The sequence below is a fragment of the Streptomyces sp. NPDC001393 genome (assembly GCF_053597455.1).
Map to the genome: position 1 here is coordinate 1 of NZ_JBSFIH010000020.1, position 20,084 is coordinate 20,084.

The following is a 20,084-nucleotide window of genomic DNA, read 5'->3' on the forward strand; positions in this document are numbered from 1 at the left end:
ATCGCCAGTCCGACCCGAAAGCAGCGGGCGCCCAGCCACTTCCACGCCCTCTGCACCGCCACCAGCTGACCCTCACAAGATCGCCAACAGAGTCCCGGTATTGAGGCTAGTACAGCCCCGTCCCGGACTCCGGTGCGCATCCTTGCCGTGCTGGGTCCTCCCAGGGGCCGTAGCGCTTCAGGGCCGTCTGTTCTGGTAGCCCGAGCCGCTTGGACGCCCAGCATCGCTCCCGGACTTCTGCAGTCGACCGCGGCCGGTAGCAGGGACCGCCGCAACCGCATGAGTGGAAGGTGAAGCCCGCCCGCAGCGTGGCCCCAAGTGCTTCCCAAGCGTTCTTGTCTCTACGGCGAGGGATGGCAAGGTCGAACCCAGCGTTGATCATCGGGGTGCAGCAGCGCGGGCACGGATGCGCTCGCGGCGGTAGCGGGCTCTGCTTGAACGACGACCGGCAGGCCAGACACACGAAGTGCGGCTTGTAAGGGGTCGCACTATCGGCACATGCCGACAGAGTAGAGAGGGGCCCCGACACGACCACTGCTTTAGGAGTTCGATCAGCAACCGCTCCGCTGGCTGCTGTCCTGTGACTCGAACTGATGCACGCCGCCGTCCGGCCTTGTTGATGTCAGCCGTGGATGTCAGAAGTCGCCCGGTGAGCGCCGGCCGGCGTTGGTGGCGTCGCCGCCTTCCAGCAGCGCTTTCAATGCGGCCAGGTCCTTGACGTTCGCTCGCCGCACAGCCGCGGACATCATCGGAGCACTCACTTTGGCAAAGCCCGATGGCTCGCTGCGGTTGCACAGCGTCATCCGGGTATGGTCGGCGTCCACCAGGGGCAAGCGACTTTAGAGCCACACCCCACTCTTCCGGACCGCCAAACATCTTACGGAGCGGCTTTTCCGGTCCATGGGCCCCATCGTCGCGGACGAGATGGCCGTCCTCGCCGGCCTCACCGTCACCGAACGCACACCGCTGAACGGGATCGGCCGCGGTCACCCGTCCATCGCGCCGCCCCCGCACGCATGGCGCACGCCGGCGGAGAACCCGGCCTACGTGGCGTTCGCGCGTCACGCGCTGGTCTGGGAGCGCCAGGCCGAGATCGCCGAACGCGCCTTCGCGGCCAACGGGTTCTTCGTGCCGGCCGACGCTCGCCAGGTCGAGGAACTCGACAAGGTCGTGGATCTCACCGTCGATCCCGACCTGGTCTTCATCAAGCTGGTCGCCCTGGTGGGCGGCTAGCGGCCGTCGTAGCCGGCCGTCGGCATGGACAGCCGGCGATGCACGCGGGCTTTCATCTGCGCGTCGTACGACGGCTCGGCCCGCCCGACGGTCTCCACGCGCACGCCCCGGCGCGCGCACTCGGCGGTGAACGCCTCGACCGAGGAGAGGGCGCGCCGGAGCACGCGCAGGCTGGGCGCGACGAACACGTCCACTCCCGGCCGGACACCGTCCCACAGCGCGCCGTGGTCGAAGCGCACTCCGCCGACGAGGAGTTCGCGGGCGATGACGTATCCGCGTTCGGCGGCCCAGCGGGCGCACATGGCGTGCTGGCTGCGGGAGTCGACGAGGAAGGGGTCCTTCTCCAGTTCCTCCAGCGGGGCCAGGCTGGCGATCGCGATGACCCGCACCGGCGCGGGCGCAGGCGTGTCGGAGGTACCCCGCAGCTGTCCCATGGCGTCCCCCCTCACCTCCGGGTTTCGCCGCCGACCCTACTCCTGCCCGTAGGCTTCGGGGAGTCGCGTGAAGGAGGCGAAGAGGGTGCCGGTGGAGATCACCTGGTGGGGTCACGCCACCTGCACGATCCAGGACGCGAACATACGGGTGCTCACCGATCCCCTGTTCGCCCGCCGGCTGGCGCATCTGCGGCGGCGCCGGGGTGCCCCGCCGCCGGCCGAGGCCCGCCGGGCGGACGTGGTGCTCGTCTCCCATCTGCACGCCGACCATCTCCATCCGCCCTCGCTCGCGGAGCTCGCCCCGGGCACGCGCCTGCTCGTGCCCCGGGGCGCACCTCGGGCGGTGCCCGCTCTGCGCCGGCTGCGCGGGCCGCGGGTCATGGAGGTGGTGCCCGGGGACGTGGTGCGGCTCGGTGAGCTGCTGGTGCGGGTGGTGCCGGCGCTGCACGACGGTCGGCGGCTGCCGGTGGGTCCGCACCGCTCGCCCGCGCTCGGCTACGTGGTGGAGGGCGAGGCGCGGACGTACTTCGCCGGGGACACCGGGTTGTTCGACGCGATGGCCGAGCGGGTCGGTCCGGTGGACGTGGCGCTGCTGCCGGTGGGCGGCTGGGGGCCGTATCTCGGTGCGGGGCATCTGGACGCGGCACGGGCGGCGCGGGCGCTGGCCCGGCTGGCGCCGCGGGCGGCCGTGCCGGTGCACTACGGGACGTACTGGCCGATCGGGATGGACGCGGTGCGCCCACACGAGTTCCATGCGCCGGGGGACGAGTTCGTGCGGCTGGCGGCCGTGGCGGCGCCGGGGGTGGCGGTGCACAAGCTGGGGCACGGCGAGAGCGTGCGGCTGGAGGTCGCGCGGTGACGTGGCTCGCCGATGCGTCGAGAGCCGTGACGACCGAGTCCACCCAGCAGGCGGTGGGCTATCCGTCGCTGTTTCTGCTGGTGCTGATCGGGGCGTTGGTGCCGGTGGTGCCGACGGGCGCGCTGGTGAGTTCGGCCGCGGTGGTGGCCTTCCACCAGTCCGCGCCGTTCGCGCTCGCCTGGGTGTTCCTGACGGCCTCCTTGGCCGCGTTCCTGGGCGATGCGGCGCTGTACTGGCTGGGGCGGCGCGGGATGCGGTCGCGGAACGGGTCGCGGTGGCTGGAGGCGATACGGTCGCGGGCGCCGGAGGAACGGGCCGCGCGGGCGCGGGGGAAGCTGGCCGAGCACGGGGTCACGGTGCTGGTGTTGTCCCGGCTGGTGCCGGCGGGTCGCATACCGGTGATGTTGGCCTGTCTGATGGCGGATTGGCCGCTCAGGCGGTTCTCGCAGGGGAACCTGCCTGCGTGTCTGGCCTGGGCGGCCACGTATCAGGTCATCGGGATTCTGGGTGGGTCGTTGTTCAAGGAGCCGTGGGAGGGGGTCGTGGTGGCGGTGGGGCTGACCGTGGCAATCAGCGCGACGCCGAGCGTGGTGCGGTGGTTTCGGTAGCGGGTGGTTTCGGTAGCGTCGTCGGGGTCGGTCGAGGGGCATTGGAGGGGGTCGGTCGAGGGGGGTCGGTCGAGGGGGCAGTCAAGGGGGGTCAGTCGAGCACCTTTGAAGCACCGATCGGCAGATCCCACAGGTCGTCTCGCTCCAACCCCGCCTTCTCCCACGCCGCCCGCACCCTCGTGAGCGGTTCCAGGACCGGCTCGGCCGAGAGGATGAAGGTGCCCCAGTGCATGGGGGCCATGCGGCGCGCCCCCAGATCCACGGTGGCCTGTACGGCCTCCTCGGGGTCGCAGTGGACGTCGCTGAGCCACCAGCGGGGGTCGTAGGCGCCGATGGGCATGAGGGCGACGTCGATGCCGGGGTAGCGGCGGCCGATGCGGGAGAACCAGTGGCCGTACCCGGTGTCGCCGGCGAAGTAGAGGCGCTGTCCGTGGGCGTCGGTCAGCACCCAGCCGCCCCACAGGCTGTGACAGGTGTCGGTGAGGGTGCGCTTGGACCAGTGGTGGGCGGGGACGAAGTCGAAGCGGACGCCGCGCAGTTCGGCGCCCTCCCACCAGTCCAGCTCGGTGACGCAGGTGAAGCGGCGCCGGCGGAACCAGCGGCCGAGGCCGGCCGGTGCGAACACCGGTACGGTCCGCGGGAGTTGGCGCAGGGTGGGGGCGTCGAGGTGGTCGTAGTGGTTGTGGCTGATGACGACGGCGTCGACGCCGGGCAGGGCGTCCCAGGGCACGCCGACGGGGGTGATGCGGGCCGGGGTGCCGAGGATGCGACGCGACCAGACGGGGTCGGTGAGCACGGTCAGGCCGCCGATCCGCACGACCCAGCTCGCGTGTCCGGCCCAGGTGACGGCGAGGGTGCGGGTGTCGACGCGGGGCAGCGGGGCGGGGGCGCAGGGCAGGCGGGGGACGTCTGCGAGGCCGTCGGATCCTGGCCGTACGGTGCCTTCGCGGGCGAAGCGGGCGAGGGCCTTGAGGCCGGGCAGGGGCGCGGTGAGCCGGTCGTGGAAGGTGCGTGGCCACACGCGGTGTTCGCCGAGGGGGCGGGGCTCGGCCAGCGGGGGGAACGGGGGTGCCAGGAGGGCGGCTGCGGCGGTGTGGCGAGTGGGTGCGGTCGTCGGGTGCGCGGTGGTGGCCGTGGTCGTCGTGGTCGTGGTGGCCGATCCGCACTCGTGCGTGTCGTGCTCGTGCGTGTCGTGCTCGTGCGTGTCGTGCTCGTGCGTTTCGGGCTCATGCGTCTCGGGCTCGTGCGTCTGCTGCGTCATCGATGAGGCTCCCATCGCTGAGCGTCGTCGCGGAGATCGTCGAGGACCGACGTCAAGGAGATCAACGCGCGTTGCACATGCGGCAGTTCCAACGGCTCGGGTGTGGTGAGGCATTCCGCGCGTTCCTCGTCGGTGCCGCCCAGCAGGGGGCCCGTGCTGAGTCGTACGCGCAGCGCCCCGAGGTCGTCGCCGAAACGGTGGCCGCCGGGCGCGGGCATGCCGAGCCGGGCGGTGAGCAGGTCCTCCAACTCCTGTGCGTCGCCGACGCCTCGTTCGGCGAGAGGTTCGCGCAGCGGGCCGAGGTCGGCGTACAGGTGGCGGCCGGCCTGCGGGGGGCGGACGAGCGCACCGGCGGCGACGACGGCGGCGTGCGCGGCGGCGGCCACGCGCGCGTGCAGCCGTACGACGGCCTCGCGGCGCTCGGTGACGGGCGGGGGTTCGTCGAGGGCGTAGCAGGCCGCAGCGGCGACGGGCGCGGCGATGCGGGCGTCGAGCCCGGTGAGGATGTCGAGCACGCGCGCGTGGAGGTGCCGTCCGGGTTCGCCGGCCGGGAAGCGGGCGACGGCGGCGGGCCAGCCGGCCGGCAGCAGGGATCCGGCGAGGTCGGTGACGACGGTGACCCGGTCGGGCTGCATCTCGGCGGGGCTGAGCAGCACGGTGTCGTGGGGGTGGTGCAGGGTGTCGCGCCAGGTCTCGTCGCTGACCAGGTGCAGTCCTTCGGCGGTGGCGGCCTCGATGGTCTCGTGCAGCAGTTCCGGCGGGGCGACGGTGGCGGTCGGGTCGTCGGCGACGGACAGCACGAGCAGCCGCGGGTCACCGCCTTCGGCGCGGACCCGGCGGACCGTCTCCAGAAAGGCGTAGGGGTCGGGCACGCCACCGCTCTCGGCGGGGGTGGGCACGTGGTAGGCGGGCCGGCCGAGCACCCGGGCGTACGGCGCCCACCAGGCGGCGCAGGGGCGCGGTACGAGGACGTCGGCGCCGTCGCCGGCGAGTGCGGCGGTCAGGGCGAGCAGCAGCGCGGGGGCACCGGGTCCGGCGGCCACCTGATCGGGGACGGTGGGCAGTCCGCGCCGGGTCCAGTAGCCGCAGGCCGCTTCGAGGAGGGCGGGGGCGCCGCCGACGGGCTGGGCATCGGCGCGGCTCGCCGCCGCGGCGAGTACGGCGGTGAGTTCGGGGAGCACCGGGAGGCCGTCGCCCGGCAGGGGCGGGCCGTAGCGGACGGGGCCGTGGCCCTCGGGGTCCGTCCGCCGCATGTCCGCCTCCGCGCGGTCCTGGTGCCGGGTGCCGCCGGTCCGGGCCGGGTGGCCGGGACGGGCGGGCTGTGTCGTCGTGGGCTGCTGGGTGGGGCGTGGGGAGTGGTTGGGGTCAGGTGCGTCTGGGGCTGCCGTGTCGTTTGCGTTGCCCGAGGCTCGTGTTTTCGATCGTTCCCGCCATGAAGGTGACTACACGTCCGTGGACCGGCCCGCCGCGGGGCGCAGGCGGCCGTACAGCCGGTAGCCGGCTCCGCCGCAGGCCGCGGCGATGAGGGTGGCGCCGGCGGCGAGGGCCGGGACCGAGTCGGTGAAGCTGCCTCCCGCGCCGGCCTCGACGCCGTGCTGGACGGTGGCCGGGTCGCAGCCGTCGGTGTAGGAAGCCGGCCGGCCGTCGGGGTTGCCACAGGCGTGACCGGCGAGGCAGGGCTCGTCGCGCGCCTGTGTGCACCGCCGACCGTCGTCGGCACACGCTCCGGCGGCGGGGCAGTCACCCCCGTCACCGCGACACTGACCGGCGTCACGGCACGGCGTCGGTCCGGGGCACGCTTCCCCCGGCTTACACGCGGCCCCGCCGCCCTGACATGCCTCTCCCGGCTTACACGTCGCGCCGCTCTGGCACGCCTCCCCCGGCTTACACGTCGCGCCGCTCTGGCACGCCTCCCCCGGCTTACAAGTCGCACCGCCCGTGCACGCCTCCCCCGGCTTGCACGTCGCGCCACCCTGGCACGCCTCCCCCGGCTTGCAGGCCGTGGCGTCGGGGCGCGGGCAGGACTCGAGGCTGTGGCAGCCGCCGCTGTCCTGGCAGGGGCCGCCGGACCAGCAGGGGGCGGGGCTGTCGTGGGAGTCGCCGCACTGCTGTGGTGCGGCGCACGGGCTGGGGACGGCTGTCGGCGCGACGGTGCGGGTCGGGGACGGGGGGTCGGCTGCGGAGGCGGCGGGCCCGGCCAGGGCGAGCACGGCACCGGCGAAGAAGGCGACGGACAGGGCACGAGCGGTGCGGCGCATGGAACGGACTCCTCGGCGGGCACGGCGGATCGGTCGGTGACGGTGGTACGCCGGATGCCGGTACGGCGGTACGTCGGGCACCGGTACTGCGGCGCGGGGCGCTGCCCCCACGGCGTCACGGGTACGCGGCGCGGGTCGTGCCCTCGCTGCCATGACAGCCCGCGCGGCGGCGCGGCGCGCGCGGCCGGACCCCATTCGCGGGACGGGAACGCCCGGCCGGGTGACAAACAGCGGACGCGTGGTTTCCGGCACCGCCTGCTGCGCCCGGCTTCGCGCACGCCACTGCGGCGGCCATATCCATACCCTCGGCCCCTGACCGTCCGACGGCCCTCCAGCACCCCATCGGACGGCACCCCGCCTGTCCGCCACCGGCCCCGCACCCGCCACCCCGGCGGCCACGCGTCCACTCCCCAGGAGGTTTTCCGTCCCCTGTGCAGGTGACTCGGTATGCGCTGACCGGAGCGTCCGCGTCGTACGCACCGGATTCGTACGCATCGCCTGCGTACTCACCGCACCGGGGAGGTCATCCATGAGCACCAAGGTCGCCGACCACGTCCTCGAGCGCCTGCGCGCCTGGGGTGTGGAAGAGGTCTTCGGCTAGCCGGGCGACGGCATCAACGGGCTGCTCGCCGCGTGGGGCCGGGCCGAGGACAGGCTGCGGTTCATCCAGTCCCGGCACGAGGAGATGTCCGCGTTCGAGGCGGTCGGGTACGCGAAGTTCGGCGGCCGTGTCGGGGTGTGCGCGGCGACGTCGGGACCGGGTGCCATCCACCTGCTCAACGGTCTGTACGACGCCAAGCTCGACCACGTGCCGGTGCTGGCGGTCGTCGGCCAGACCAACCGGTCCGCGATGGGCGGCTCCTACAAGCAGGAAGTCGATCTGCACACGCTGTTCAAGGACGTCGCCTCGGACTTCCTGGAGACGGTCACGGTGCCCGAGCAGCTGCCGAACGTGCTGGACCGGGCGATGCGCACCGCCTACGCCCGGCGCTGCCCGACCGCCCTGATCATCCCCGCCGACGTCCAGGACCTGGACTACTCGCCGCCGACGCACGAGTTCAAGATGGTGCCCTCCAGCATGGGCATGAGCGAGTACACCATGACCCCGACCGATGAGGCGCTGCGCCGGGCGGCGGACGTGCTGAACGCGGGCGAGAAGGTGGCGATCCTGGTGGGCCAGGGCGCGGCCGGCGCGGTCGCCGAGGTGCAGGAGATCGCCGAGCTGCTCGGCGCGGGCGTGGCGAAGGCGCTGCTCGGCAAGGACGTGCTCAGCGACGAACTGCCGTACGTCACCGGGCCGATCGGGCTGCTGGGGAGCCGGCCGTCGTACGAACTGATGCGGGACTGCGACACCCTGCTCACGATCGGGTCGTCGTTCCCGTACACGCAGTTCATGCCGGACTTCGGCAAGGCGCGCGGGGTGCAGATCGACATAGACGCGCACATGATCGGGATGCGCTTCCCGTACGAGGTGAACCTCGTCGGGGACGCGCAGGCGACGCTGCGCCGGCTGATCCCGCTGCTGGACGGCGGCCGGGGCGGGCGCGAGTGGCACGACACGGTGTGCGCGAACGTACGGCGCTGGCGCGAGGTGATGGAGCGGCGGGCCGGTCTGTCGGCCGATCCGATCAATCCGGAGTACGTGGCCCGGGCGCTGGACCCGCTGCTGCCGGAGAACGCGATCCTGACCTCCGACTCCGGTTCGGTCGCCAACTGGTACGCGCGGCACATCACGATGCGGCCCGGCATGCGCGGTTCGCTGTCCGGGACGCTGGCGACGATGGGGCCGGGCGTGCCGTACGCGATCGGCGCGAAGTTCGCGCATCCGGACCGGCCCGTGTTCGCGCTGGTCGGCGATGGCGCGATGCAGATGAACGGCCTGGCGGAGATGATCACCGCGGCCAAGTACCGGGACCGCTGGTCGGATCCGCGGCTGGTGGTGGGCGTGTGGAACAACCAGGACCTGAACCAGGTGACCTGGGAGATGCGCGCCATGGAAGGCGCCCCGTCGTTCCTGCCGTCGCAGGCGATCCCGGACGTGCAGTACGCGGCGTTCGCCCGCTCGCTGGGTCTGACCGGCGTCCGGGTGGAGAAGCCGGGGGAGGTGGAGGCGGGCTGGCGTGCGGCTCTGGAGGCCGACGGGCCGAGCGTGATCGAGTTCCTCACCGATCCCGCCGTACCGCCGATCCCGCCGCACGCGACCTGGGAGCAGATGGAGGCGACGGCGGCGTCGATCCTGAAGGGGGATGCCGACCGTGGATCGATGGTCAAGCAGGGCCTGAAGGCGAAGGTGCAGGAGTTCCTGCCCGGCAGGGACAAGAGCTAGCCCCCTGTGGACCTGATCGAAGCCGGGGCCAGTGGCCGGGAGGGGCCCGGCGGTTCGGGGTGGCCCGGATGCCGGCGAACCGGTGGCGGCGGGCGATGGCTTCAGGAGGGTGACGGGCCCCGCTTCCAGGGGCACCGGCGGTGCCGTTGCACGCTCGACGCGGGACGACTGCGTGCGTTGGAGGCGGTGTCGCATGCCGGCCCGGCCGCCTCCTGCTCGCCTGACCGGTGCCGGACGGTGGCGAGGACGCCGCCTGGAGGGCCGAGCAATGGCCGGCGTACCACCCGGTCGACAGCCTCTCGGGCTCACCCGGTACGGCTGTCGGGCCGTGGCTTGAGGACTTGTTCCGTCCAGACGGTCTTGCCGTCGGCGCTGTAGCGAGTTCCCCAGCGCTGCGCGAGTTGCGAGCAGATGAGGAGGCCGCGTCCGCCTTCGTCCACGGTGCGCGCGTGGCGCAGGTGCGGTGCCTAGCTGCTGCTGTCGTGGACCTCGCAGGTGAGGGCGCGGTCCTTGATGATCGGCAGGAGTAGGGGCGGGGCTCCGTACCGTACGGCGTTGGTGACCAGTTCACTGACGATCACTTCGGTGGCGTAGGCGGTGTCGTCGTCCACTTCCCATGCGCTGAGCCGGCGTTGAGCATGTGCGCGCGGTCCCGGCCGCTGACCGGTGGTGGTCGAGATGCCAGGTACCGACGTGGTCGGCGGCCAGGCCGTAGGTGCGTGCGAGGAGGAGGACGCGGTCGCCCGGGCGCGGATGGTCATGGAGCCGGTAGAGGACGTCGTGGCATATCTCCTCCAGGGGCCGGCCGGAGGCGGTGAGTCCCTGCCCGAGCGGGCCGGGGTCGCCGGGGAGAACAGCGCGGGAGCCGGGCAGCAGGGAGTTGGTGTGGAAGGCCAGGACACTGCTCTCGGCCAGCGGGAGGGTGCCCTGGGCGAAAGGTGGCCCCTCGGCGCTGCCCAGAGGCGGTCCGTCGGTTAGTCCGGCAACCCCGTCGTGTCGCAGCAGTGGCCGAACCCGCAGGTCGCCAGTGGCCACGCGGCCGCTGGCGTCGTGAAGCACCATCTCCTCGGGCAATGGCCCTGTAGCCGGAGCAGTCGCATCTGCAAGCCGGGACAACAGTGACGTGACCGACCTCCCGACCACCTCATCCGCCGGCCGCCCCAGCAACGTCTCCGCCTGGCTGCTCCACCGCAGCATGACGCCCGCACCGTCCACGACCATCAGCGGAACGCCTGCCATCCCAACCACCTCCACCTCCCAGCCTGCCCCTGCCAGCAGGGGCCCGCCTCGGCGGGACAGCCGTGTCATCCGCACCAAGCGTTGCCGCCGGTACGACCGGGAGGTCGCGCATCTTCGGCTCCGGTTCCCGTGGTTCGGCTCCGTGGTCGGGCACTGACGTGCCGGGGGCTCGTATCACTCCGGCGGAGCAGTGCGTGATGCGCCACCACTGTGGCGCGTGTTGCATGGCAGGGAGGAAGCGTCAGTACGAGGGTGCCGCCGTGAGGACCCTGGGTGGCCTGCCAGCGCCGCCTCAACGAGGAGATGCGTCGATGGAGATACCCGGGCTCACCCACAGTCGTCGCCACTTTCTTGGCGCCGCTGCCGCCGCCGCTGCGGCGACGGCGCAGTTCGGAATGGCCGGCAGCGCGCGGTCCGATTCGGAAGGACACGTGACTCACCCCGCAGACAACTCCGCCACACGCACATCATTCGGTCCCGTGAAACAGATCAACGCCGGCGATCTGAACGTGGGGTATGTCGAGGCCGGACCTGCGCACGGGCAGCCGGTCATACTTCTGCATGGCTGGCCCTACGACATTCACAGCTACGTCGCGGTCGCGCCTTTGCTCGCGGCGAAGGGATACAGGGTGGTTGTCCCTTATCTGCGAGGTCACGGCACGACGCGATTCCTTTCAAGCAGCACGCCCAGGAATGCCCAACAGTCGGCGTTCGCCGTTGACATCATCGCCCTGATGGACGCGCTCAGGATCGAGAGGGCCATCCTCGCCGGATATGACTGGGGATCACGGACTGGTGACATCATCGCGGCCCTCTGGCCAGAGCGTTGCAAGGCACTGATATCCGTGACCGGCTACCTGATCGTGAATGTCCAAGCCAATAAGATGCCGTCGCCGCCGAAGAGCGAATGGGCCTGGTGGTATCAATACTACTTCGCCACCGAAAGAGGCGTGCTCGGCCTCGAGAAGTACCGACACGACTTGGCCGAACTGGTGTGGCGGTTCAACTCTCCGACATGGAATTTCAGCGAAGCCACCTTCGACCGCACGGCAGCGGCCTTCCAGAACCCGGATTACGTCAGCATCGTGATCGACAATTATCGCTGGCGGCTTGGCCTCACAAAAGGTGAGCCCCGGTACGACGCCCTCGAAAAGCGTCTTGCCATCGCACCTGTCATCGGGGTGCCTACGATCACCATTGACGGAGCGCACGACCCGTTCACCCCGCCGGGAAACGGATCGGCTTATCGTAAGAAATTCACGGGAAAGTACGCACACCGGACCCTGCCCGTAGGACACAACGTTCCACAGGAGGCCCCGCAGGCCTTCGCGGCGGCTGTCGTAGAAGTCGATGGATTGTGAGCGCGTTGACGCCGAAGTCCAGGCGCCCCGAGGTACCGACGGCCACCTGGGCGGCGCGTGCGACCGAATCCTCGTCGCCGACGTCACACTGGACGTAGCGGGACGCACCGCCGGCCTGGTCGATCACGCGTACGGTCTCTTCGAGTGTCGCCACCGTACGTCCGCGACGGTCACGGTGCAGCCCGCTGCGGCCAGGGCGAGTGCGCAGGCCCGGCCGATTCCTGTGCCGCCGTCGGTGACAGGTGCCGTAGTGCTTTCGAATTCCTGTTCCATATGTCTGTCTGTTCCTTCCGACGGGCCGCCCTGATCTCCTCAAGGGCGGCCCGTCGCCGGGTCGTTCGGTGGGAGGAATGGTGGGGCGGCGCCGTCGGACGGCTGTCGCGGCGGTCGCGGGCACGCCGAGGGAGATCTGCCGCCCGGGGGGGGGTGCGCCGTAACGGGTTTCACCATTTCACCAGGTCTGATCGGCAGCGCGTACGAGGACCTCGTTGACCGACACCCGGCGGTCGCGCGTGACGACGAAGGCGACCGCGTCGGCGATGTCCTCGGGACGCAGCATCTCCATCCCGGCCAGCTGCTGGTCCAGTGACGCCCTGATCTCGTCCCGCGTGTGGGTGACGAACTCGGTGTCCACCGTCCCCGGTTCGACCACGCTCACGCGCACTCGCTGTCGCATGACCTCCTGGCGCAGGGCCTCGGTGAACCCGTTCACGCCGAACTTCGTCATGCTGTAGACCGCCGTGCCCGGCCGGGCCACACGCCCGGCGGTGGAGCTGATGTTGACCAGGTCGGCGACGCGGCGGGGGGAGTCCTCGGCGGCGCGCAGCAGATGCGGCAGCGCCGCGTGGGTGACATGCAGCAGGCCCCGCAGGTTCACCGTCAGCATGCGCTCCCATTCCTCGGCCGGGGCGTTCAGGACCGGTCCGGGCATGCCCACTCCGGCGTTGTTCACCAGGACGTCCAGGCGGCCGAGTTGTGCCACCACACGTTCAACCGCGGCCGCCGCCCGGTCCTGTTCCGTGATGTCGGCCTCCACCGCGAGCGCCGTCCCGCCCTCGGCGCGGATCTTCTCGGCGAGCTCTTCGAGCCGGTCACGGCGCCGGGCGACGAGCGCGACGGCAGCGCCCTCCGCGGCCAGGCTCAGGGCGGTCGCCGCGCCGATGCCGCTGCTGGCGCCGGTCACCAGAGCAACGGTGTCCTGCAGACTTGTGGACATGACTGTCTCCTTGGTTCAGGTCGAGTTGATGCGAACCGAGTCGGATCGGAACGAGTTGAACGGGGTCGGAACGGATTCGAGCCGGTGACTTCACGGACGGAAGATCCGGGCAAGCGGTGGCTCGGGCATGAAGGGCCACGCGGCGGTGTCACGGACGTGGTCGGTCAGGGTGCTGCGGCGAGCACCGAGGGCCTCACTCGGCCCGCTGCGGCGCCGAACGGTCCCTGCGGACACTGTGCTCGGTGCCGGGGTCGAGGGGTGGAGTCGCGACGGGCTCGTAGGTCCGGCCGGAAGGCGTGGTGGGGGATCGCCCGGGAAGCATGCCAGGCGCGGCGGTGCTCGTGGTGGTGGCGGGTGACGGCGTCGTCAGACCTTCGCGGCGGCGGCCTCGACCATGTCGAGGGAGATCCGCCACAGGCGGGCCGCGCTCCGCGGGTCCACGGCGTGAGCGGCCACTCCCCGGCGCACACCGGGCCGGTGCGGGCCGGCCTCGTTGCAGTCCTCGAAGTACCGGCCGGTCACACCCTCGACCAACGGGGAGGCGGCGAGCAGCACCGAGGTCGCCGCACCCTGCTCGATGTCCTTCCAGGACACGTCGGTGCTGGTGGCATCGAACGAGGACGGGCTGTTGGAGATGTCCCCGATGTGGCGGCCGAGCCGGGTGCTGGTGATGCGGCCCGGATTCAGGGCGTTGACCGTGATCGAGTCGGACGCCCAGCGGCTGCCCGCCTCGACCGCGAACAGAACGTTGGCGGTCTTGGACTGACTGTAGGCCGCCCAGGGGTCGTAAGGGTGCTGTTCGAAGTGGATGTCGTCGAAGAGCACGTCGCCGTTGACGTGGCCGACCGAGCTCACGGCGACCACGCGTGCGCCGCGGGCCGCCGCCAGGGCGCCGTGCAGGCCGGTGGCGAGGGCGAAGTGGCCGAGGTGGTTGGTGGCGAACTGCGTCTCCCAGCCCTCCTTCGTCCGCTCCAGCGGCGAAGCCATCACGCCGGCGTTGAGGACCAGGATGTGCAGTGGTCCTTGCCATGCTTCCAGGAAGGCGCGCACGGAGGCCTGGTCGGCGAGGTCGAGCAGCGCGGCGCGCACCGTTCCCGGGCCGCCTGCCGGCGTGATCTCCTCGGCGGCCGTCGCGCCCGTGGCCAGGTCGCGTACGCCGATGGTCACCTCGGCGCCGGCGGCGGCGAGGATGCGCGCGGTCTCCCGTCCGATACCGGAGGCGCCCCCGGTGACGATGGCTCGCCGGCCGCTCAGGTCGATGCCGGCCAGTATCTCGGCGGCTGTCGTCTGTGCGCCGAACGGGGTCGTGACGAGGTTGTCGGGCATGGGATTCTCCAGCAAGAGGGTGGAATGGTGCGTTCGAGTACACGGCCGGTGGCGCGGGGGCAGGGGCCGTCATACCCTCATATCCGGAACTGGTTCCGGTTCGCCTTCGAGGCTAAGCGGAACCGGTTCCGGTTGCAAGTGTGGCAGGAAGGGAGTCGAAAGTGACTGGCCACGAGGGGGACACGGTGCGGCCCCGCAGGCCGCTGCGCGCGGACGCGCAGCGCAATGAGGACCGGCTGCTGGAGGCGGCAGCGGCCGCCTTCGCCCGCGAGGGGGCCGGCGCTTCGGTCAAGGACATCGCCCGCGTGGCCGGCGTCGGCGTCGGCACGCTCTACCGCCGGTTCCCGTCCAAGGAACTGCTGATCGAGGCGGTCTATCGGCAAGAAGTACAGCGCCTGTGCGAGGTGGCACCGCACCTCACCGCCACGCGGTCACCGGTGGACGCTCTGCGGACCTGGATGGAGCGATTCATCGACTTCATGGCTGCCAAGCAGGGCATGGCCGACGCGCTGGCCGTGGTGCTGACCGACGAGAGCGAGCGTCTGCAGACCCGGGCCCTGCTCGCCGACGCCATCGCCCACCTCCTCGCCGCCGCACAAGCCGAGTCCGCGGCGCGGCCGGGCGTCGATGCCCGGGATGTACTGATGGCCCTCGGCGGAATCAGCCTCATGGCCGCCACTGAGGAGCAGCGCGACCTGGCCACCAGGCTCATCGACCTGCTCCTGCACGGCATCGTGAGGAACTGACGCGATCAGGCGGCCGCCGGGCAGGTCGCCCCCAGATTCGCCAGGCGTGGAGCGCGCCTCTCGGCCGCTGCCCTTTCGCGGGATCGCCCGTCGCCCCATTCCCGCCTTCGGCCGATGCAGCCGGTCCTGGTCCGGGCATACGACGCCTCTCCTTCGCGCACACGGGCACGCGAGATCGCTGCGCGGGGGAGGCGGTGGTGGGGGTCATGGCGGCGGCATCCGGGCTGAGGCCCGCGACGGCCGGCGGTGCTCTCACCGTTGCCTTCCAGTTCAACTACCCACGGGAAGTCGCGCAGTCCGTCGGCCGGTAGTTAGCCTGAACTCAGACCCTGGCACCCACGAGGCGTCTATCGCGATGTGCGGCGAGCCCGCCGGGCGGCGCAGGTGCCGGCACCGCCCGGGTGGGGACGCCAGCCTCAGACCTCCATATTCCGCCGGCCCGGAGCCATTCAGACCTCCGCTGGTTCCGATCGAGGCGCGCTCTCGCCTGACTTTCGTGGCGATGGCCGCACCTGCTGTCTGTGTGACGGGCTTCGCACGTCCGCGTCCCCGGCCCCTCTTCGACCCGCCGGTGGCCGCGGCATGGAGCGTGTCGACGCAGTCACCCCGGTCAGAACCGGCTCGGCATGCGCACACAGGGAGCTTCCCATGACCGAGAGCCACGTGCAGACCCCGGCGACGCCGAGCGTCCTCGTCGATCCGCTGCGCAATCGCGGCGTGGCCTTCACGCCCGAGGAAAGGGACGCGCTCGGCCTCACCGGGCGCCTGCCCTCGGGAGTACTCACGCTCGAGCGGCAGGCACAACGTGCCTACCAGCAGATGCGGGCTCAGGACAGCGATCTCGCCAAGAACGTGTATCTGGAACAGCTGCATGATCGCAACGAAACCCTGTACTTCAAGGTTCTCGCCGAGCACCTCGCCGAGTTGTTGCCGATCGTGTACGACCCCACTGTGGGCGAGGCGATCGAGAAGTACTCACACGAGTACCGGCGCCCACGGGGCATTTTCCTGTCCATCGACCGGCCCGACGACATGGAGAGGGCCTTTGCCACGCTCCAACTCGGGCCCGAAGACGTGGACTTGATCGTGTGCACCGACGCGGAGGAGATCCTGGGCATCGGCGACTGGGGCGTGAACGGGATCCAGATCTCGGTCGGGAAGCTCGCGGTGTACACAGCGGCCGCGGGCATCGACCCGCGCCGGGTCGTACCCGTGTCACTGGATGTGGGCACGGACCGCACATCGCTGCGGGAGGACCCGCTGTATCTGGGCAACCGGCACCCTCGCGTCCGCGGCGCCGACTACGACGCGTTCATCGAGACGTACCTGGAGACGGCATCGTCCACGTTTCCCGATGCGCTGCTGCACTTCGAGGACTTCGGCCCCAGCAACGCACGGCGGATCCTGGAGCAGTACGGCGGCCGCTACCGCATCTTCAACGACGACATGCAGGGCACCGGAGCCATCACGCTGGCCGCCGCCCTGTCCGCCGTCAGAGTCAGTGGTGTGCGCATGCGGGACCAGAAGCTCGTCGTCTTCGGCGCCGGAACCGCCGGGGTGGGCATCGCCGACCAACTGCGGGACGCGATGATCCGCGACGGCGCGGCTCCGGAGCAGGCCGCCGCCCAGGTATGGCTGATCGACAAACAGGGCCTGCTCACCCGGGACATGACCGATCTGCGCGACTTCCAGCAGACCTACGCGCGCGAACCGTCGGAGGTCGCGGAGTGGGCCCGCAGCGATGGCGCGATCTCACTGCTGGAAGCGGTTCGCAGGGTCAAGCCCACGATCCTGCTGGGCACTTCCACCGTGCACGGCGCGTTCACCCGCGAGGTCGTCGAGGCCATGTCCGAGGGGACCGAGCGGCCGGTCATCTTCCCGATCTCCAACCCCACCTCCCGGATCGAGGCCATGCCCGCCGACGTCATCGCCTGGTCGAGAGGCAAGGCGCTCGTCGCGACCGGCATACCCGTCGCACCCGTGGAGTACGAGGGCGTGACCTATCGGATCGGGCAGGCCAACAACGCGCTGTTGTACCCGGGCCTGGGGCTGGGCACGATCGTCTCCGGGGCGTCCCAGGTGACCGCGGGCATGCTGCTCGCGGCCGCGCAGGCCGTCGCGAACCAGGTCGACCCCTCGGGGCCGGGCGCCTCCCTGCTGCCGCCCGTGGACAACCTCCGGGAGTCCTCCGCGATCACCGCGACCGCGGTGGTCAAGGCGGCGCTCGACGACGGCGTGGCCACCTCCAAGCCGGTCGACACCGCAGAGGCTGTCCGGGAGGCCATGTGGCAGCCGGTCTACACCGACGGAGCCGCAGCATGAACACGCGACACTCCCCTGCCGACCGGTCCGGGTCGTCCGGCCGGGACGAGGCCCCGAAGATCCGCGACATCCCCATCGGACTGCACGCGGCCGGCACCCGGCGGGAGACCGACTCCATGGGGGCCGTCGACGTCCCCGCGGACCGCTACTGGGGCGCCCAGACCCAGCGCTCCCTGATCCACTTCTCCATCGGGGACGACCGGATGCCCAAAGCGGTCTACCACGCCTACGGCTACGTCAAGCAGGCGGCCGCCTCCGTCAACGGGCGCGCCGGACGCCTCCCCCGCTGGAAGGCCGACCTGATCAAGCGGGTGGCCGACGAAGTCATCGCGGGTGAACTGGACGCCCACTTCCCGCTGTACGTGTGGCAGACGGGCTCGGGGACACAGTCCAACATGAACACCAACGAGGTGATCAGCAACCGCGCCATCCAACTGGCCGGCGGGGAACTGGGCAGCAAATCCCCGGTCCATCCCAACGACCACGTCAACATGGGGCAGTCCTCCAACGACACCTTCCCCACCGCCATGCACATCGCCGCGGTCAAGGAGATCCACGAGCACCTGTTGCCCAGCGTGCGGGCCCTGCAGCGCGCCATCGACGACAAGGCCCGGCAATGGCACGACGTGGTGAAGATCGGCCGCACCCACCTGGAGGACGCCGTCCCCCTCACCGTGGGGCAGGAATGGTCCGGCTACGCCCACCAACTGCAACAAGCCATCGACCGGGTCACCGCATCCGCCGAGGGCCTCTACGAGCTCGCCATGGGCGGCACCGCAGTGGGAACGGGTCTCAACGCCCCACCCGGATTCGGTAAACAGGTCGCGGCGGAGATCGCCGAGGCGACGGGCTACCCGTTCACCACCGCGCAGAACAAATTCGCCGCCCAGGGCGGCCTGGACGCCATGGCCGGCGCCTCCGCCGGGCTGCGCGCCCTGGCCGTGCCCCTGATGAAGATCGCCAACGACATCCGCTGGCTGGCCTCCGGACCCCGCTGCGGACTCGACGAACTCATCCTCCCGGCGAACGAGCCCGGTTCCTCGATCATGCCGGGCAAGGTCAACCCCACCCAGTGCGAGGCCATGGTCATGGTCTGCATCCAGGTGCTGTCCGAGGACGAGGCCATCGCCTTCGCCGGCACCCAGGGCAACTTCGAACTCAACGCCATGCGCCCGGTCATCATCAACAACTTTCTGCACGCGGCCGGCATCCTCGCCGACGCCTGCACCAAGATGCGCGAATACTGCGTTGAGGGCATCCAGCTGAACCGGGACCAGATCGACGCCTACGTCGACCGGTCCCTCATGCTGGTCACCGCGCTCTCGCCCGTGATCGGCTACGACAAGGCCTCCGCGATCGCCCACAGGGCCGACAAAGAGGACACCACCCTGCGCGCGGCGGCGGTGGCCTCCGGCTACATCAGCGCGGAGGACTTCGACCGCATCGTCCGGCCCGCCACCATGGTCGGCCGGACATAGCGCAGCCGCCAGAGCCCCCGACGGAGGCCGGAGCCGGACCACGGCGTCGGCCATCTCGCCGGCCTGAGCAATCCGTCCATTGCCGTACCTGGCCGGCCCCGGCTGTTACGCGACGGCCCATCCGGGTACGCGTCTGCGCACTGAACGGATAAGTGCGCGGACAGGCACTCACGAGAGCGCGGGAAAGGGTTCAGTCCCCAGGTCACGGACTCGGCAACTGAACTCTTTCGGTCCTCCGACACTGTGGAGGTTGACATGCAGCGAGGCAGTGACCGGCTGAGCGTCCACCGGGACGACGAGATGAAGCACGAGCTGAGGGGCCTGCTGAGGTCCGGACACCCGACGCGCGTGGAGGAGTGGCACGATCCGGAGCCGGCCGCGGACGACGACCCGGAGGTGTGGAGCGGACCCGTCGGCGGCCTGGGCTCACCGGCGTCGCTGGAGCGGATGCGGTCCGAGCTGGCCCGCACCCTGAGCCGCGGCTCGTTCCCGGCGACCGCCCGTGACCTGGCCCGCACGCTGCGCCGGCAGAGCGCGCCGACCCCACTGGTCGACGCGGTGGCCGCCCTGCCGCACTCGGCGCGCTACGAGAACGTGCAGCAGCTGGCCAAGGCGCTGGCGGGAGGGGCCTGAGGCGGGGCCAGGCAGCCGATGTCGCGATGGGGCCGGCGTCGACGTGGCGACCAGACCGGGACGCCTGGTGGGGCGCCCGGCGGCTGCGACGGCGCCGGCGCCCGCTGTCGCCCGGCTGTCCGGCCGCGGCTGTCCGGCCGGGATCGGCTGCCGTACGGCGAGGAGGTGGTGCGGTGTCGGCGGGCGGCCCGGGAACGGAAAGGAGAGCGAGGATCATGCGGATCGCGTTTTTGGTGGCACCGCAGGGCGCCGAGCAGGTCGAGCTGACCGAGCCCTGGAAGGCGGCCTCCGACGCCGGGCACGAGCCGGTGCTGGTGTCCACGAAACCGGGAAAGGTCCAGGCGTTCGACCATCTCGACAAGGGCGACACGTTCGACGTGGACGAGGTGGTGGGCGAGGCGTCGGTGAACTCCTTCGGCGCCCTGGTGCTGCCGGGCGGGGTGGCCAACCCGGACTTCCTGCGGATGGACGACAAGGCCGTGGCGTTCGTGAAGGACTTCTTCGAGCAGGGCAAGCCGGTCGCGGCGATCTGCCACGCGCCCTGGACGCTGGTGGAGGCGGACGTCGTACGGGGCCGGGTGCTGACCTCGTGGCCCAGCCTCAGCACGGACATCCGCAACGCCGGCGGCACCTGGGTGGACGAGCAGGTGAAGATCTGCGACCACGGCTCCAACCAGCTGGTGACCAGCCGCAAGCCGGACGATCTCAAGGCGTTCTGCGACGCGTTCCTGCACGTGTTCGCCGGCGAGCCCGGCTGAACCGCCCGTTCCCGTGGACGGCCGGC

Annotated in this window: 18 protein-coding genes and 3 pseudogenes; 12 read left to right on the plus strand and 9 right to left on the minus strand. The window is 71.1% G+C overall.

Annotated features, from left to right (window positions below):
- Positions 1–635: 635 nt before the first annotated feature.
- On the minus strand, positions 636–803 hold the full coding sequence (locus tag ACWC2T_RS21845; protein ID WP_450672006.1) for a hypothetical protein: 168 nt from the start codon (positions 801–803) through the stop codon (positions 636–638).
- 97 nt (positions 804–900) lie between these two features.
- Between ACWC2T_RS21845 and ACWC2T_RS21850 the strand changes: the two genes are divergently transcribed.
- Entirely contained in the window at positions 901–1,233 is a 333-nt protein-coding gene (locus ACWC2T_RS21850) for a hypothetical protein (protein ID WP_450672007.1), read from the plus strand.
- On the opposite strand, the gene ACWC2T_RS21855 is transcribed toward ACWC2T_RS21850, so the two are convergent.
- The gene (locus ACWC2T_RS21855; RefSeq protein ID WP_450672008.1) at positions 1,230–1,667 is read right to left on the minus strand and encodes a hypothetical protein; all 438 of its coding nucleotides are present in this window, start codon (positions 1,665–1,667) and stop codon (positions 1,230–1,232) included. The two genes, ACWC2T_RS21850 and ACWC2T_RS21855, sit on opposite strands and share 4 nt — an antisense overlap.
- 85 nt (positions 1,668–1,752) lie before the next feature.
- On the opposite strand from ACWC2T_RS21855, the gene ACWC2T_RS21860 reads away from it, so the two are divergent.
- Positions 1,753–2,526 carry an MBL fold metallo-hydrolase gene (locus ACWC2T_RS21860; protein WP_450672111.1) on the plus strand — a complete coding sequence of 258 codons (774 nt, stop codon included), beginning with the start codon at positions 1,753–1,755 and terminating at the stop codon, positions 2,524–2,526.
- Positions 2,523–3,134, plus strand: a complete 612-nt coding sequence (locus tag ACWC2T_RS21865; protein WP_450672009.1) for a DedA family protein — start codon at positions 2,523–2,525, stop codon at positions 3,132–3,134. Before ACWC2T_RS21860 ends, ACWC2T_RS21865 begins: the two co-directional genes overlap by 4 nt.
- A 91-nt stretch (positions 3,135–3,225) precedes the next feature.
- Here ACWC2T_RS21865 and ACWC2T_RS21870 read toward each other — a convergent pair whose 3' ends face one another.
- The 3 genes from ACWC2T_RS21870 to ACWC2T_RS21880 form a co-directional block, all read right to left on the minus strand.
- The gene (locus ACWC2T_RS21870; RefSeq protein ID WP_450672010.1) at positions 3,226–4,509 is read right to left on the minus strand and encodes an MBL fold metallo-hydrolase; all 1,284 of its coding nucleotides are present in this window, start codon (positions 4,507–4,509) and stop codon (positions 3,226–3,228) included.
- The gene (locus tag ACWC2T_RS21875; protein WP_450672011.1) at positions 4,392–5,648 is read right to left on the minus strand and encodes an aminotransferase class I/II-fold pyridoxal phosphate-dependent enzyme; all 1,257 of its coding nucleotides are present in this window, start codon (positions 5,646–5,648) and stop codon (positions 4,392–4,394) included. The genes ACWC2T_RS21870 and ACWC2T_RS21875 overlap by 118 nt, the downstream gene beginning before the upstream one ends.
- Positions 5,649–5,837: 189 nt before the next feature.
- Positions 5,838–6,653: a hypothetical protein gene (locus ACWC2T_RS21880; protein ID WP_450672012.1), complete on the minus strand. Its 816-nt coding sequence runs from the start codon at positions 6,651–6,653 to the stop codon at positions 5,838–5,840.
- A gap of 529 nt (positions 6,654–7,182) precedes the next feature.
- On the opposite strand from ACWC2T_RS21880, the pseudogene ACWC2T_RS21885 reads away from it, so the two are divergent.
- Together ACWC2T_RS21885 and ACWC2T_RS21890 are read left to right on the plus strand one after the other, a co-directional pair.
- Positions 7,183–8,979 (plus strand): annotated as a pseudogene (locus ACWC2T_RS21885) (thiamine pyrophosphate-requiring protein).
- Positions 8,980–8,988: 9 nt separating this feature from the next.
- Positions 8,989–9,225: pseudogene (locus ACWC2T_RS21890) on the plus strand (IS630 family transposase); the annotation flags it as partial.
- Positions 9,226–9,446: 221 nt separating this feature from the next.
- Here ACWC2T_RS21890 and ACWC2T_RS21895 read toward each other — a convergent pair.
- Entirely contained in the window at positions 9,447–9,590 is a 144-nt protein-coding gene (locus tag ACWC2T_RS21895; RefSeq protein ID WP_450672013.1) for a hypothetical protein, read from the minus strand.
- A gap of 67 nt (positions 9,591–9,657) precedes the next feature.
- Here ACWC2T_RS21895 and ACWC2T_RS21900 point away from each other — a divergent pair, with 67 nt between their 5' ends.
- Positions 9,658–9,957 (plus strand): hypothetical protein, encoded by a 300-nt coding sequence (locus tag ACWC2T_RS21900; RefSeq protein WP_450672119.1) that lies wholly within the window; start codon positions 9,658–9,660, stop codon positions 9,955–9,957.
- Positions 9,958–10,104: 147 nt separating this feature from the next.
- Here ACWC2T_RS21900 and ACWC2T_RS21905 read toward each other — a convergent pair.
- Positions 10,105–10,287, minus strand: a pseudogene (locus ACWC2T_RS21905) (PAS domain-containing protein); the annotation flags it as partial.
- A 242-nt stretch (positions 10,288–10,529) separates the two neighbouring features.
- Between ACWC2T_RS21905 and ACWC2T_RS21910 the strand changes: the two are divergent.
- Positions 10,530–11,579: an alpha/beta fold hydrolase gene (locus tag ACWC2T_RS21910; RefSeq protein ID WP_450672014.1), complete on the plus strand. Its 1,050-nt coding sequence runs from the start codon at positions 10,530–10,532 to the stop codon at positions 11,577–11,579.
- Positions 11,580–12,030: 451 nt separating this feature from the next.
- Here the strand turns inward: ACWC2T_RS21910 and ACWC2T_RS21915 are convergent, their stop codons facing one another.
- Both ACWC2T_RS21915 and ACWC2T_RS21920 read right to left on the minus strand, forming a co-directional pair.
- Positions 12,031–12,795, minus strand: coding sequence for an SDR family NAD(P)-dependent oxidoreductase (locus ACWC2T_RS21915; protein ID WP_450672015.1), 765 nt, complete (start codon positions 12,793–12,795; stop codon positions 12,031–12,033).
- A 366-nt stretch (positions 12,796–13,161) separates the two neighbouring features.
- Positions 13,162–14,121 carry an SDR family NAD(P)-dependent oxidoreductase gene (locus ACWC2T_RS21920; protein ID WP_450672016.1) on the minus strand — a complete coding sequence of 320 codons (960 nt, stop codon included), beginning with the start codon at positions 14,119–14,121 and terminating at the stop codon, positions 13,162–13,164.
- Between the two features lie 161 nt (positions 14,122–14,282).
- Here ACWC2T_RS21920 and ACWC2T_RS21925 point away from each other — a divergent pair, with 161 nt between their 5' ends.
- The 5 genes from ACWC2T_RS21925 (at position 14,283) to ACWC2T_RS21945 (ending at position 20,058) form a co-directional block, all read left to right on the plus strand.
- A complete protein-coding gene (locus tag ACWC2T_RS21925) occupies positions 14,283–14,867 on the plus strand; it encodes a TetR/AcrR family transcriptional regulator (protein WP_450672017.1) in 585 nt (194 codons plus the stop codon).
- A gap of 648 nt (positions 14,868–15,515) precedes the next feature.
- Entirely contained in the window at positions 15,516–17,189 is a 1,674-nt protein-coding gene (locus ACWC2T_RS21930) for an NAD-dependent malic enzyme (RefSeq protein ID WP_450672018.1), read from the plus strand.
- Entirely contained in the window at positions 17,186–18,667 is a 1,482-nt protein-coding gene (fumC, locus tag ACWC2T_RS21935; protein WP_450672019.1) for a class II fumarate hydratase, read from the plus strand. The genes ACWC2T_RS21930 and fumC overlap by 4 nt, the downstream gene beginning before the upstream one ends.
- Before the next feature lie 255 nt (positions 18,668–18,922).
- Complete coding sequence (locus ACWC2T_RS21940; protein ID WP_450672020.1) at positions 18,923–19,300, plus strand: DUF2795 domain-containing protein; 378 nt, start codon at positions 18,923–18,925, stop codon at positions 19,298–19,300.
- Between the two features lie 215 nt (positions 19,301–19,515).
- Entirely contained in the window at positions 19,516–20,058 is a 543-nt protein-coding gene (locus ACWC2T_RS21945) for a type 1 glutamine amidotransferase domain-containing protein (protein ID WP_450672021.1), read from the plus strand.
- The last annotated feature ends 26 nt before the right edge of the window (positions 20,059–20,084 follow it).

Bases quoted from the DNA above. Each gene is read 5' to 3' on its own strand.
- ACWC2T_RS21910 (WP_450672014.1), top strand. From the start codon at position 10,530: ATGGAGATACCCGGGCTCACCCACAGTCGTCGCCACTTTCTTGGCGCC.
- fumC (WP_450672019.1), top strand. From the start codon at position 17,186: ATGAACACGCGACACTCCCCTGCCGACCGGTCCGGGTCGTCCGGCCGG.
- ACWC2T_RS21945 (WP_450672021.1), top strand. From the start codon at position 19,516: ATGCGGATCGCGTTTTTGGTGGCACCGCAGGGCGCCGAGCAGGTCGAG.
- ACWC2T_RS21880 (WP_450672012.1), bottom strand. From the start codon at position 6,653: ATGCGCCGCACCGCTCGTGCCCTGTCCGTCGCCTTCTTCGCCGGTGCC.
- ACWC2T_RS21920 (WP_450672016.1), bottom strand. From the start codon at position 14,121: ATGCCCGACAACCTCGTCACGACCCCGTTCGGCGCACAGACGACAGCC.
- ACWC2T_RS21855 (WP_450672008.1), bottom strand. From the start codon at position 1,667: ATGGGACAGCTGCGGGGTACCTCCGACACGCCTGCGCCCGCGCCGGTG.
- ACWC2T_RS21870 (WP_450672010.1), bottom strand. From the start codon at position 4,509: ATGCCTCACCACACCCGAGCCGTTGGAACTGCCGCATGTGCAACGCGC.
- ACWC2T_RS21930 (WP_450672018.1), top strand. From the start codon at position 15,516: ATGACCGAGAGCCACGTGCAGACCCCGGCGACGCCGAGCGTCCTCGTC.
- ACWC2T_RS21875 (WP_450672011.1), bottom strand. From the start codon at position 5,648: ATGCGGCGGACGGACCCCGAGGGCCACGGCCCCGTCCGCTACGGCCCG.
- ACWC2T_RS21915 (WP_450672015.1), bottom strand. From the start codon at position 12,795: ATGTCCACAAGTCTGCAGGACACCGTTGCTCTGGTGACCGGCGCCAGC.
- ACWC2T_RS21850 (WP_450672007.1), top strand. From the start codon at position 901: ATGGGCCCCATCGTCGCGGACGAGATGGCCGTCCTCGCCGGCCTCACC.
- ACWC2T_RS21845 (WP_450672006.1), bottom strand. From the start codon at position 803: ATGACGCTGTGCAACCGCAGCGAGCCATCGGGCTTTGCCAAAGTGAGT.
- ACWC2T_RS21900 (WP_450672119.1), top strand. From the start codon at position 9,658: ATGCCAGGTACCGACGTGGTCGGCGGCCAGGCCGTAGGTGCGTGCGAG.
- ACWC2T_RS21940 (WP_450672020.1), top strand. From the start codon at position 18,923: ATGCAGCGAGGCAGTGACCGGCTGAGCGTCCACCGGGACGACGAGATG.